Source organism: Arthrobacter sp. P2b, from assembly GCF_900168295.1.
In the GTDB taxonomy this organism is placed as follows: Bacteria; Actinomycetota; Actinomycetes; order Actinomycetales; family Micrococcaceae; genus Arthrobacter.
Genome location: NZ_FVZL01000001.1, coordinates 286,200 through 299,014, shown reverse-complemented (window position 1 = coordinate 299,014; position 12,815 = coordinate 286,200). Strand labels below are relative to the sequence as shown.

12 protein-coding genes are annotated in these 12,815 nt (G+C 67.0%); 7 read left to right on the top strand and 5 right to left on the bottom strand.

The genetic code is table 11. The annotated features are described in order from the left end of the window. Positions 1–68 precede the first annotated feature (68 nt). From B5520_RS01320 to B5520_RS01305, 4 genes are read left to right on the top strand one after another with little or no spacing between them, the layout of a single operon-like run. Positions 69–479 (top strand): TOBE domain-containing protein, encoded by a 411-nt coding sequence (locus tag B5520_RS01320; RefSeq protein WP_079595255.1) that lies wholly within the window; start codon positions 69–71, stop codon positions 477–479. Beyond that, positions 476–1,252, top strand: coding sequence for a molybdate ABC transporter substrate-binding protein (gene modA, locus B5520_RS01315; RefSeq protein WP_079595254.1), 777 nt, complete (start codon positions 476–478; stop codon positions 1,250–1,252). Before B5520_RS01320 ends, modA begins: the two co-directional genes overlap by 4 nt. A gap of 46 nt (positions 1,253–1,298) precedes the next feature. Next, positions 1,299–2,156, top strand: a complete 858-nt coding sequence (locus B5520_RS01310) for an ABC transporter permease (protein ID WP_079595253.1) — start codon at positions 1,299–1,301, stop codon at positions 2,154–2,156. Further along, the gene (locus B5520_RS01305; protein ID WP_079595252.1) at positions 2,153–3,211 is read left to right on the top strand and encodes a sulfate/molybdate ABC transporter ATP-binding protein; all 1,059 of its coding nucleotides are present in this window, start codon (positions 2,153–2,155) and stop codon (positions 3,209–3,211) included. The genes B5520_RS01310 and B5520_RS01305 overlap by 4 nt, the downstream gene beginning before the upstream one ends. A 36-nt stretch (positions 3,212–3,247) precedes the next feature. Here B5520_RS01305 and B5520_RS01300 read toward each other — a convergent pair whose 3' ends face one another. Both B5520_RS01300 and B5520_RS01295 read right to left on the bottom strand, forming a co-directional pair. Next, on the bottom strand, positions 3,248–4,402 hold the full coding sequence (locus tag B5520_RS01300; protein WP_079595251.1) for an FAD-dependent monooxygenase: 1,155 nt from the start codon (positions 4,400–4,402) through the stop codon (positions 3,248–3,250). Positions 4,403–4,429: 27 nt separating this feature from the next. Then, on the bottom strand, positions 4,430–4,765 hold the full coding sequence (locus B5520_RS01295) for a YciI family protein (RefSeq protein WP_079595250.1): 336 nt from the start codon (positions 4,763–4,765) through the stop codon (positions 4,430–4,432). Between the two features lie 240 nt (positions 4,766–5,005). On the opposite strand from B5520_RS01295, the gene clpB reads away from it, so the two are divergent. Continuing rightward, the gene (clpB, locus tag B5520_RS01290; protein ID WP_079595249.1) at positions 5,006–7,648 is read left to right on the top strand and encodes an ATP-dependent chaperone ClpB; all 2,643 of its coding nucleotides are present in this window, start codon (positions 5,006–5,008) and stop codon (positions 7,646–7,648) included. A gap of 36 nt (positions 7,649–7,684) precedes the next feature. On the opposite strand, the gene B5520_RS01285 is transcribed toward clpB, so the two are convergent. Continuing rightward, positions 7,685–8,392 carry a septum formation family protein gene (locus B5520_RS01285; protein ID WP_079595248.1) on the bottom strand — a complete coding sequence of 236 codons (708 nt, stop codon included), beginning with the start codon at positions 8,390–8,392 and terminating at the stop codon, positions 7,685–7,687. Positions 8,393–8,665: 273 nt separating this feature from the next. Here B5520_RS01285 and B5520_RS01280 point away from each other — a divergent pair, with 273 nt between their 5' ends. Continuing rightward, the gene (locus tag B5520_RS01280; RefSeq protein ID WP_050053419.1) at positions 8,666–8,899 is read left to right on the top strand and encodes a DUF3073 domain-containing protein; all 234 of its coding nucleotides are present in this window, start codon (positions 8,666–8,668) and stop codon (positions 8,897–8,899) included. 247 nt (positions 8,900–9,146) lie between these two features. Further along, entirely contained in the window at positions 9,147–9,923 is a 777-nt protein-coding gene (locus B5520_RS01275) for a VOC family protein (protein WP_079595247.1), read from the top strand. Positions 9,924–9,986: 63 nt separating this feature from the next. Here the strand turns inward: B5520_RS01275 and purM are convergent, their stop codons facing one another. Both purM and purF read right to left on the bottom strand, forming a co-directional pair. Continuing rightward, positions 9,987–11,129: a phosphoribosylformylglycinamidine cyclo-ligase gene (gene purM / locus B5520_RS01270; protein WP_079595246.1), complete on the bottom strand. Its 1,143-nt coding sequence runs from the start codon at positions 11,127–11,129 to the stop codon at positions 9,987–9,989. Next, positions 11,126–12,796: an amidophosphoribosyltransferase gene (gene purF / locus B5520_RS01265; protein WP_079595245.1), complete on the bottom strand. Its 1,671-nt coding sequence runs from the start codon at positions 12,794–12,796 to the stop codon at positions 11,126–11,128. The genes purM and purF overlap by 4 nt, the downstream gene beginning before the upstream one ends. Between the last annotated feature and the right edge of the window lie 19 nt (positions 12,797–12,815).

The window sequence follows — 12,815 nt, the reverse complement described above, 5'->3', positions numbered from 1 at the left end:
GCTGATCATAATCGAAAAAGCGGATCAAAGCAGGAGAAACGTCCGCATCTGCGGCCTATAGTGGGGAAATGACCATCATCCGCGTCGCAGAAGCGGCCCGCCTGCTCGGCGTCAGTGACGATACGGTGCGCCGCTGGACGGACAACGGCTCCCTGGCTCCGCTCCGGGACGATTCCGGCCGGCTCGCCGTCGACGGCCTCGAACTCGCCCGGCATGCCCAAAAGCTGGCGCAGCTCCCGGACGATCCGCACCGGACCGGCAGTTCCGCCCGCAACAGGTTTACCGGGCTGGTCACCGGCATCACGGCGGACACGGTGATGGCGCAGGTGGAGCTGCAGTGCGGGCCGTTCCGGGTGGTGTCCCTGATGAGCAGCGAGGCTGTCCGGGACATGGGGCTGGAGCTCGGGTCGGTGGCCACTGCGGTGGTCAAAGCCACCACCGTCATCATCGAAACCCCCCAGGGAAAGGGTGCCCCGTGAGAGGGAGAATTCCCGCAGTGCTGGCAGCGGCGGCCCTCACGCTGGGCCTCGCCGGTTGCGCAGGCAACGCTTCCCCCGGCGATGACACAGGGGAAGGGACGCTCACGGTCTTCGCGGCGGCCTCCCTCACATCCAGCTTCAGCGAACTGGCCGAAATGTTCGAGGCGCAGCACCCGGGAACGGACGTCACTGTCAGTTTTGCGGGATCGTCGGACCTGGCAACCCAGATCAGCCAGGGCGCTCCGGCGGATGTCTTTGCCTCGGCCGACACCCGGAACATGGACAAGCTTGGTGATGCCGGACTGCTGCAGGGAGAACCCCGGATATTCGCCACCAACACCCTGGCCATCGCGGTCCCAACGGGTAACCCTGCCGGCATCAACTCCTTCGCCGACCTCGCAAGGGCAGGAACACGGCTGGTGACCTGTGCCCGGCAGGTGCCGTGCGGGGCGGCCGCCGCCGCTCTCTCGCAACAGCACGGAACCGGGCTCAGTCCGGTCAGCGAGGAGAATTCGGTCACCGACGTCCTGGGCAAGGTCATCTCCGGAGAAGCCGACGCCGGGCTGGTCTACGTCACGGATGTGCGCTCTGCCGGGGACAGGGTGGAAAGCGTGCCGTTCCCGGAAGCGGCCGGGGCAGTGAACACCTATCCCATCGCAGTGCTGGCGGGGAGCAGGAACACCACCACCGCCGGCGCGTTCATGGACCTGGTGGCCGGCCCTGAAGGCCGGCAGGTGCTGGCGCAGGCAGGCTTCGGGCCGGCCACGCAATGACAGGCGCAGTAATGCTCCGCCAGCAATCCCGCAAGCCATGAGGGGGATGAAAGCGCGCGCGGCCTACACCGGGGTCCCTGGCTGGCTCTATGCACTGGCGGTGGTGGCCGCCCTGGTGGTTGTCCTCCCGCTGCTGGCCATTGTGGCAAGAGTCAACTGGGCCAACTTCCTTCCCATGGTCACCTCCGAACCGGCGCTTTCCGCCCTCGGCCTGAGCCTGCGCACCTCGGCTGCCAGTACTGCGCTGTGCATCGTGCTGGGTGTGCCGCTGGCCCTGGTCCTGGCGCGGGGAAGGTTCCCGCTGCAGGGGCTGCTGCGCTCGCTGGTGCTGCTTCCGCTGGTGCTGCCGCCCGTGGTGGGCGGCATCGCACTGCTCTACACGTTCGGCCGGCAGGGACTCCTGGGCGGGGCCCTGGAGGTGCTGGGGCTGCAGATCGCCTTCTCCACCACTGCCGTGGTCCTGGCCCAGACTTTCGTGGCGCTGCCGTTCCTCGTCGTCAGCCTGGAAGGCGCGCTGCGGACCGGCGGGTCGCGGTATGAGGCGGTGGCGGCAACCCTTGGTGCGCCGCCGAGGGTCGTTTTCCGGCGCGTGACCCTGCCGCTGATACTGCCCGGCCTGGCATCCGGCGCCGTGCTGGCCTTTGCCCGCAGCCTGGGCGAGTTCGGCGCCACGCTCACCTTCGCCGGCAGCCTGCAGGGGGTGACACGGACCCTGCCGCTGGAAATCTACCTGCAACGGGAAACGGACCCGGACGCCGCCGTCGCGCTCTCCCTGGTCCTGGTGGCCGTCGCCGTAGCCGTGGTGGCACTTGCCTACGGGCGCCCTGCCGGCGGCCGCACAGCCGGCCAGGTCTCCGGAAAGCGGACGACGGCGCCTGCTCCGGCGGGAGGGAACGTTCCGTGACGTTCTCCTTCCAGGCAGCCGTGGCAGGGCGCGGCTTCGACGTGGCCCTGACGGTGGGGCCGGAGGAAACCCTTGCCGTGATGGGACCCAACGGGGCGGGCAAATCCACGCTGCTGGCCAGCATCGCCGGTCTGCTGAAGCCGGACAGCGGCCGGGCCGAACTCGACGGCCGCACGCTGTTCCACCTGGATCCCAAACAGCACGCATGGGTGCCTCCGCATCACCGGGGCACCGTACTGCTCGCGCAGGAACCGCTGCTGTTTCCGCACCTCACTGCCTTGGAGAATGTGGCCTTTGGGCCGCGAAGTGGCGGTACGCCCAAGCACCTGGCCAACAGCCGGGCGATGCATTGGCTTGCAGAGGTAGAGGCCGCTGACCTGGCGGACCGCCGTCCTGCGGAGCTTTCCGGCGGGCAGGCGCAGCGGGTTGCGGTGGCCCGCGCGCTCGCCGCCGATCCTGCCCTGCTCCTGCTGGATGAGCCCCTGGCCGCGCTGGACATCCACTCGGCGCCGCTGCTGCGCCGCCTGCTCAAGCGCGTCCTCGCCGGGCGGCAGGCCATCATCGTCACCCACGATGTCCTGGATGCCCTGATGCTTGCGGACAGGGTGGCTGTCCTGGAGGGCGGACGGATTGTGGAGGCGGGCCCCACCCGGACGGTGCTGGAACGGCCCAGGAGTTCCTTCGCTGCCGGACTGGCCGGCCTGAACTTTGTCCCCGGAACCATGACGGGCACCGGGATCCGGGCGGGCAGGGGCCGGGAGATTTCCGGCCACCTCGAGGAACCCGGCGATGCCGGCGGGAACAACCGGCCGGGCGTGGCGGTTTTCCCGCCGTCGGCCGTGTCAGTGTTCCTCACCGACGCGCACGGCAGCCCCCGCAACTCCTTCCCGGTGTCCATCACAGATCTCGAGCCCCATGGCGACCTGATCCGGGTGCGCGCGGGCGGCCTCGCCGCAGACATCACGCCCGCGGCGTCGGCGGACCTGGGCCTGGTTCCCGGCATGACGGTGCACTTTGTGGTGAAGGCCGCCGCCGTGTCGGTCTACGGGACCTAGCTGTACACCTGGCCCTGGCACCCCGCTTGTGGATTCTTAGAGTGCTGCGCCGGATTTTCCGATGACTGCTGAACTGATGACCCGCTTCATGCCCGGGATGCCGGCAAGCCGGATGGCGGTGCGGCGGGCGAATGCGGCTCGCCTGGTTCCCGGGACAAACCACTGGGCGGCAGCTGCGCCGGCCTTCTGGTGCTCCAGTACCGCGGGGCGCACCCTGGCTTCGAAGGATTCCAGGGCACGGCTGATCGTTGAGTGGCGCCCCAGTTCCTCGGCCAGCACACCGGCAGCAGCCATGCCGAGGGATGCGCCCTGGCCCGCGAGCAGTGAAACGGCTGCAGCGGAGTCACCCACCAGGACAACGCGGCCCGTGTGCCAGCGGGGCATCCTGATCTGGGCTACCTGGTCGTAGTAGATGTCCCGCGGGCATTGCTCCAGGGCGGCAGGGCAGATCCACCCCAGGCCGCCGTACCTGGACCGGAGCAGTGCCCGGGGATCCTCCGGAAGCCCGGGACTGTCCGTGCGGTGGACGGCCATGGCGGTGATCCGGCCGTCACGGAGCAGGTAGAAGAACATCGCCTCGTTCCGGGTGTCCGTGATGGCGAACCGGTTCCCGAGGCGGGCGGCGAGTTCCGGGTCGCTGAAGGAGTAGGCGCCCACGTGGAAGCCGAGATAGCGGAAGAACCCGTCTTCCGGGCCGAAGGCGAGCTCACGGGTCACGGAGTGGATCCCGTCGGCGCCGATGAGCAGGTGGGCCTCCAGCACCTGGCCGTCGTCAAGGGTCACCGCCACGGACTCCCGGCTCTGGCCCACCGACACTACGGTGCGGCCGTACTGAAGCTCCACGCCGGGAGGCACTGCTTCGCGAATGGCACGTTCCAGGTCCGGGCGGAGGATGCTGACCAGCCCGCCACCGGCAACCTGCGCGAATCCGGAGAAGGGAAGGGTGGCCCGTGCCCTGCCTTTCCGGTCAACGTAGTCCACCTGCCGGACCCGGTAGCCCAACTCATGGAGCCGGGGGACGATGCCCAAACTGGCCGCTGCACGCCACCCGGGGCCGAAGAAATCGATCATGTACCCCAGCAGCCGAGGACCCTCGGACTGCTCCACCACAACCACGTCCCAGCCGCCACGGGCCAGGAACGCCGCGCTGGAGAACCCACTGATTCCGGCCCCGCAGATGACAGCTTTCACCGGGGTTCCCGATCGACCGGTTGGGCTCTACATTCCCGGCAGGTCCAGGGATTCGTACACCTGGATGCTGGAACCGGGCATCATCAGGTGTGGGTGGCCGTCGAACAGGGCCTGCGCGGACTCAAGGTTCTCCGCCTGGACAATGGCATAGCCGGCCACGCCGTTTGTGGTGTCAGACGCGCCGGTGCTGGTAATTTCCTTGCCGGCCCCCAATGGATTGCCCATGTCCAGAATGCCCTCACCGGCGCGGGCTGCCCACTCCATCCAGGCTTTCATGCCCTCCTGGGCCGCTTCCGGCGTGCTTTCCTGCATCTGCTCCTGGGCTGCCTTCGGTCCAAGGTAAAGAACAACGAACTTCTTCATTGACTGTCCCCTCTCAAAATGGGCCGGCGGAACGTCCACCGCGGTCCCACGCCCGATCCTAGAGTGCGCAGCCCGGGAAGGGGAACCACCATTATGTGGGCCCAATAGGGCCGGTAGCCCCTGTCGCCAGCGTTATCGAGGTGTTTTGCTGTAGGCAAACAGGGTATGGAACCGGCCCAAAACCAGAGTTGAGCGTAGTAGACTCAACTTAGAAAACTTTATCCCCGAAAGGAGCTCTCTTTGGACGTCAAATTCACTACCAAGAGCCAGGAGGCTCTCTCGGCTGCGGCCATGAACGCCTCCACGGCAGGCAATCCGCAGGTGGAACCCGCCCACCTGCTCAAGGCGCTGATGGATCAGCGCGAGGGCGTCGCCGTCGCGCTCTTGCGCGCCACCGGCGCCGACCCGGACGCCGTCAGTGTCCAGGCGAGCAGCGCCATCAAGGCGCTGCCGGCCACTTCCGGTGGCTCCAGCCAGCAGGCACAGCTTTCCCGTCCTGCCCTGCAGGCCATCCAGAATGCCAAGGAAGAGGCGGACCGGCTGGGCGACACCTTCGTCTCCACCGAGGTCCTCCTGTTGGGCCTCGCGGGCGGAAACGATGCAGCAGCCCGGGCGTTGCGCGACGCCGGCGCCTCCCGTGAAGCGCTGCTCGCCGCCCTTCCGGGTGTCCGCGGTGACCGCAAGGTGGATAACCCGGACCCGGAGAACACCTTCCAGTCGCTGGAGAAGTTCGGCACGGACCTTACCGCCATGGCGCGGTCCGGAAAGCTTGACCCGGTGATCGGCCGGGACACGGAGATCCGGCGCATCGTGCAGGTCCTGAGCCGCCGCACCAAGAACAACCCCGTGATCATCGGTGAACCCGGCGTGGGCAAGACCGCCGTCGTCGAGGGGCTGGCCCAGCGCATCGTGGCCGGGGACGTGCCGGAAAGCCTGCGCGGCAAGACCCTGATCGCCCTGGACCTGGCGTCCATGGTGGCCGGCGCCAAGTACCGCGGTGAGTTCGAGGAGCGGCTGAAGGCCGTGCTGGAGGAGATCAAGAACTCCGAAGGCCAGATTGTCACCTTCATCGATGAGATCCACACGGTGGTGGGTGCGGGTGCAACCGGCGATTCCTCCATGGACGCGGGCAACATGCTCAAGCCCATGCTGGCCCGCGGCGAGCTGCGGCTGATCGGTGCCACCACGCTTGATGAATACCGCGAGAAAATCGAAAAGGATCCCGCCCTGGAACGCCGCTTCCAGCAGGTGTACGTGGGCGAGCCCAGCGTGGAGGACACCATCGGCATCCTCCGCGGACTCAAGGAGCGCTACGAGGCGCACCACAAGGTCACCATCTCCGATTCGGCCCTGGTGGCGGCCGCTACGCTCTCCAACCGCTACATCTCCGGCCGCCAGCTTCCGGACAAGGCCATCGACCTGGTGGACGAGGCCGCGTCCCGGCTCCGGATGGAGATCGACTCCGCACCGGAGGAAGTGGACCAGCTGCAGCGTGTTGTGGACCGGCTCACCATGGAAGAGCTGGCTCTGCAGGGTGAAAAGGACGAGGCCTCCGTCGAGCGCCTTGCTGCCCTGCGGGCTGACAAGGCGGACAAGGAAGAGGAGCTGAACGCGCTCAAGGCCCGCTGGGAGGCTGAAAAGGCCGGCCTCAACCGGGTCGGCGACCTCAAGGCAAAGCTGGACGAGCTGCGTGGCGCCTATGAAAAAGCGGCGCGTGAAGGCGACCTGGAGACGGCGTCCCGCGTGCTCTACGGCGAAATCCCTGCACTGGAGCGGGAGCTGAACGCCGCCGCGGAGGCCGAAGCCGCCGTCACGGACAAGTCCTCGCAGATGGTGGCGGAGCAGGTGACCGCGGACGACATCGCCGAGGTCATCTCCGCCTGGACCGGCATCCCGGCCGGCCGCATGCTGCAGGGTGAAAGCCAGAAGCTGCTCCACATGGAGGAGGAGCTGGGGAAACGGCTCATCGGCCAGGGCAAGGCCGTCACGGCCGTGTCCGACGCCGTCCGCCGTGCCCGGGCAGGCATCAGCGACCCCAACCGGCCCACCGGTTCGTTCCTCTTCCTGGGCCCCACCGGCGTGGGCAAGACCGAGCTGGCCAAGGCCCTGGCGGACTTCCTGTTCGACGACGAGCGCGCCATGGTCCGGATCGACATGTCCGAGTACGGCGAGAAGCACTCCGTGGCACGGCTTGTGGGTGCACCTCCGGGCTACGTGGGCTATGAGGAAGGCGGCCAGCTCACGGAGGCCGTCCGGCGCCGGCCTTACTCAGTGGTGCTGCTGGACGAGGTGGAGAAGGCCCACCCCGAAGTCTTCGACATCCTCCTGCAGGTGCTCGACGACGGCCGCCTCACCGACGGCCAGGGCCGTACCGTGGACTTCCGCAACGTCATCCTGGTGCTGACCTCCAACCTGGGCAGCCAGTTCCTGGTTGACCAGAACCTGGACGCCGAAGCCAAGCGGAACGCCGTGATGGCAACCGTGAACGCCTCCTTCAAGCCGGAGTTCCTGAACCGGCTGGACGAAGTGGTGCTGTTCGACGCGCTCACTGTGGAGGAACTCTCACGCATCGTGGAACTGCACGTGGGTGAACTGGGGCGGCGCCTGCACGAACGCCGGCTCACGCTGGAGGTTACCGACGGGGCGAAGGCCTGGCTCGCCATCTCCGGCTTCGATCCCGCCTACGGCGCCCGGCCGCTCCGCCGCCTGGTCCAGCGCGAGATCGGCGACCGGCTGGCGAAAGCCATCCTCTCCGGGGACATCAGCGACGGCGACACCGTGCTCGTGGACACCGCGGCCGACCTAGGGGAGTTGGCAACAGGCGACGTGGACGCCCTGACCGGCGCGTCAAATTCCGGACTCTCCGTCCGTCGGAAGGACTAAACGCATAAAGGGTGTGCTGCCCTGGCGGCCTGGCCGCTAGGGCAGCACGCTCGCGTTGATGACGTTGCCGCCGTCTGCAGTCACGTAGCAGTCCACCCTGCGGTCCCCGGAGCCCCAGCTGGTATCGCTGGGGAAGCTGCGCTGGAAATTGAGCGGGTACTGGTCGGCCGCCGGGCCCAGCCTGGCAGCCTGGCAGGCTTCCAGTGCTTTGGCCTTGAGCGCGTCCGCCCCGGGGTAGTCCCCGGCCTCCGGGTAGCGGAAGACTGCCACCAGCTGTGCGGAATGGCCTGTGTCGCACGGGACCACCCTGGACGCCAGCGCTTCGGGGTTGAAGTCGGCGAAACAGTCGCCCAGCGCATACTCAGTGGCCGGCACTCCTTCCCGCGGCAGGGGCAGCGGTGTTGCGGGCGGGGTGACAGAGGTCTCAAGCACGCCGGAAGTTTCGGCATCCGCTGTTTGGGAACCTTGGCCGGAATTCAGCCAGATTGCGAGCCACACCAGTCCGCTGACCACGGCCAGGAGCACGACGACGAAGAATGCCTTCCACAGCGCGCGTTTGGTTCGTGCCCGCATCCTTGGCTTCGCTTCCGGCACATGCTGGGACCAGGTGACGGATTCGGGAGCGGGGGCAGGGCCTGCGGCTGGGCTGTGCCCGCGGCCGGGGTCCTCGTTCCCGGCAGGAACCTTCGGAAGGCCGCCAGTGGGCGGCGAGGTGGGCTTCGGCGGGACGTCCTGGTTGTTCACGTGGGTGCATCCTCCTGCGTTCTTTCCGCGGTGGCAGCCTGTCAGCCGTCCAGTTTCGGCAGTTGTTTTAGCGACTCTACCGAAGAAAAAAGCTGGAAACTCGCGGGTGGAGCAGGGGAATAGTAGCGCAAACCACGGCAGGGCGTCCCGTCTGGCAAGCAGGGCAGGCGGAAAGCATGTAATCTAGGTGTACGACAAATTGACCAAACATTCCGGGGCCTCACCTACGCCAAGGTGACCACCTCCGGTCCAAGTACAAAAGGGGGTCACGCCATGGGGCGCGGCCGTCAAAAGGCAAAAGCTACCAAGCAGGCTCGGGATATCAAGTACTACTCCCCGAACACTGACTACTCGGCACTTCAGCGTGAGCTGACGGGTCCAGGCAGTCGTGCCACGAGCCATTATGCGAATGAGCCGGTCGAACCGGACTATTCGGCTTATGTGGATAAGTACGCGGATGATTTGGAAGAAGACGACGACGAGGTAGACACCCGTCGGATCGGCTAGTTGTCGCAAGCTGCCAACGCCTGAGGGCGGCAGCCCTGTGACGCCGCGGCACCAATGGATGCAGCAGGTGTTTCTGCAGTTTCCGATGGATCAGTGCAGCGCTTCTTTTTCAGTACCCTGATTCCAATGGATCCAGGGTCCTGACTTCAGTTGGAAAGCCCGCTGTCCGCACCTTCAAAGGTGCGGGCAGCGGGCTTTTTGTTGCCGGTTTGCCGGGCAGTCCTGCCCGCACTGGTAGCCTGACCGCATGACTGCCCGCACCAAGTACGCCGAGGGTGAGCCCTGCTGGGCGGACCTGCAGACACCCGATGTTGCCGCTGCCAAGGACTTTTACGCGACGGTGTTCGGCTGGACGTATGAAGACCTGCCCACGCCGGATGGCCGCAGCTTCGCCCGGGCCTTCATGAATGGGCAGCTCGTCGCGGTCATCGCCCCGCAAAACCCGCTGCAGCAGGCTGCCGGAACCCATGCCCAGTGGAACATCTACCTCGCCTGCAGTGATGCCGCAGCCACTGTGCAGGACGCCGGCCACGCCGGCGGGGCTGCGGAGTTCGGACCCGAAACAGTAGGGGATACCGGCGTCCTCGCTTTTCTGAGGCCTCCCGGGGGCGGTACTACCGGCATCTGGCAGGCCGGAACGCATACAGGAAGCCACCTGTACGACGAACCCGGTGCACTGGCATGGGCGGAACTGTCAACGCCCGAACCGCAGGCCGCCGTCGGCTTCCTCCAGCAGCTTTTGGGGCATGAGGTCACCGAATATCCACAGGACGATGGCGGCAGCTACAGCACGCTGCTGGTGCAGGGTGAGGAGGTGGCCGGGGTTGTCCCTGCCGAGGCGGGGGAGGAAGCCGGCTGGCAGATTTACTTTGGTGTTGCCGACCTTGCCGCAGCCGTACAGTCCGCAGTGGCCGCTGGCGGCGGGATTCTTGTGGAGCCGGACGACCGCCCGGGGAATGGTTCGTTGGCCACCATCCGCGATGCGCAGGGCGGGATCCTGAATCTCATCCAGGTACAGGGTTAAACGCAGCGGCGCCCCGCAGCCGCCCGTCAAAGGGCAGCCGCGGAGCGCCCGCGGGAGTAGTGCTTACGCGTAGGCGTTGACCAGGCGGACTGCGCCGCCGTCCACGCCCTTGGCGCCCTGGACATAGTCCGGGCCGGACTTCAGGATTGAGTCCGAATCCTCCGTGACGGTGCCCATGACCCAGGACGGGAGGCCACGGTCGTTCAGGCGGGCTACGGCGGCGTCCGCTGCTTCGGGGGAAACGATGGCCACCATGCCCACGCCAAGGTTGAGGGTGCGCTCCAGGTCCGCCAGCGGGACGTTGCCCAGCTCGGACACCAGCTTGAAGATGGCCGGCAGTTCCCAGGTGGCGCGGTCCAACGTGGCCACGAGCCCCTGGGGGAGGACGCGCGCCAGGTTGGCGGCGAGGCCGCCGCCGGTCACGTGGCTGAAGCCGTGAACGGCAGCGCTGCCCGTCACCGGGAACGTGCGGGCCAGGTCCAGGCAGTCCGCGGCGTAGACGCGGGTGGGCTCCAGAAGCTCCTCGCCCAGGGTACGGCCGAGTTCGGAAACCTGGCGGTCCAGTGCCCAGCCGGCGTGGTTGATCACGCGGCGCACCAGGGAGTAGCCGTTGGAGTGCAGGCCTGAGGAGGCCATGCCGATCACCACGTCGCCCGCGCGGACGCGCTCCGGGCCCAGGAGGTGGTCCGCCTCGATGACACCGGTGGCAGCACCGGCGACGTCGTACTCGTGCTCGCCCAGCAGGCCCGGGTGCTCGGCGGTTTCCCCGCCCACCAGCGCCGTGCCGGCAACTGAGCAGGCAGCCGCGATGCCGCGGACGATGTCTGCGATGCGCTCCGGCACCACCTTGCCGCAGGCGATGTAGTCGGTCATGTACAGGGGTTCGGCGCCCACCACTACGATGTCGTCCACCACCATACCCACCAGGTCGAAACCGATGGTGTCGTGGATGTCCATGGCCTGGGCGATGGCAACCTTGGTGCCCACGCCGTCGGTGGAGGTGGCAAGGAGCGGCTTCTTGTAGGTCAGCAGCCGGGAGACGTCATAGAGGCCGGCGAAGCCGCCTACCCCGCCGATCACCGAGGAGTTGTGGGTTGCCTTGATGGCACCCTTCATGAGCTCGACGGCGCGGTCGCCGGCTTCAACATCGACGCCGGCGGAGGCGTAGGTGATGCCGGAGTTGTTGGCGGGGCTAGCGGAAGTCATACGGACTCTTTCTTGTCAGCGCCGGCAGCGGCGTGTACGTCTGGCACGAGGTCGGCTTCGGTCAGCAGGTTTTCAAACTCGGAGTCCGGTCCGGGGTCGCAGCCGGTGGCACCGGACTTCTCGGCCGGGTCCACTTCGGGGTCCACGGCAAGGGCCGCAGTTTGGCCCGGGAGGGCGGACGGGGAGGGCTTCAGGCCGCCCAGGTCGGTGCGCTCCAAAAGGTTCTTGCCCAGCTTGTCCGAACCCGGGAGTTCGATGGGGTACTTGCCGGTGAAGCAGGCGGTGCAGAGGCGTTCGCGCGGCTGCCGGGTGGCGCCGATCATGCCGTCCTCGGAGATGTACGCCAGCGAGTCGGCACCGATGGCCTGCGAGATCTCCTCGATGGTGGCGCCGTTGGCGATCAGTTCCGCCCGGGAGGCGAAGTCGATGCCGTAGAAGCAGGGCCACTGGACGGGCGGGGAGGAAATCTTGACGTGCACGGCGGCGGCGCCGGCCTCCCGGAGCATCCGGACGATGGCGCGCTGGGTGTTGCCGCGGACGATCGAATCATCCACCACCACCACGCGCTTGCCGCGGATCACGGACTCAAGGGCGTTGAGCTTGAGCCGGATACCCAGCTGGCGGAGGGTCTGCGAGGGCTGGATGAAGGTACGGCCCACGTAGGAGTTCTTGACGAAGCCGTGGGCGAAGGGGATGCCGGATTCCTCGGCGTAGCCCACCGCGGCAGGGGTGCCGGATTCCGGAACCGGAATGACGATGTCCGCAACCTGGGTGTTTTCCCGGGCCAGCTGGCGGCCCATCTCCACGCGCGATTCGTAGACGGAGCGGCCGGCGATGGCGGCGTCCGGGCGCGCAAGGTAGACGTATTCGAAAACGCAGCCGGCCGGCGTCGGCTCGGCGAAGCGCTTGGAACGCACGCCCTCTTCGTCGATGGCGATGAACTCGCCGGGCTCGATTTCGCGGATGAAGCTGGCGCCCACGGTTGCCAGTGCGGACTGCTCCGAGGCGACCACCCAGCCGCGCTCCAGCCGGCCAAGGACCAGCGGGCGGATGCCGTAGGTGTCCCGCGCGGCGTAGAGGGTGCCTTCGTCCATAAAGACAAAGCAGAAGCCGCCCTTGATCTTGGGCAGGAGTTCGGTGGCGGTCTCCTCGAGGGTCTTGCCCTCTTCGCCTTCCAACAGGGCCGTGACCAGGGCGGTGTCCGAGGTGTTGCCCTGCTTCATTTCACCGGTGAGGTTGCCGCCGTTGCGTTCCAGGATCATGGCGTTGAGCTCGGCGGTGTTGGTCAGGTTGCCGTTGTGCGCCAGGGCCACGGTGCCGGTGCTGGTGGCACCGAGGGTGGGCTGGGCGTTGGCCCAGTGGCTTGCGCCGGTAGTGGAGTAGCGGCAGTGGCCGACGGCCAGGTGCCCGGTCAGGGTGTTCAGCGTGGTCTCGTCGAAGACCTGGGAGACAAGTCCCATGTCCTTGTAGACGTTGATCCGCTTGCCGTCGCTGGTGGCTATACCAGCCGACTCCTGACCGCGGTGCTGCAGTGCATACAGCCCGTAATAGGTAAGTTTTGCTACTTCTTCACCTGGTGCCCAGACTCCGAAGACGCCACAAGCGTCCTGCGGGCCTTTTTCGCCAGGGAGAAGATCATGGGAAAGTTTTCCATCGCCGCGTGCCACTGGTCGATTATCTCACGAC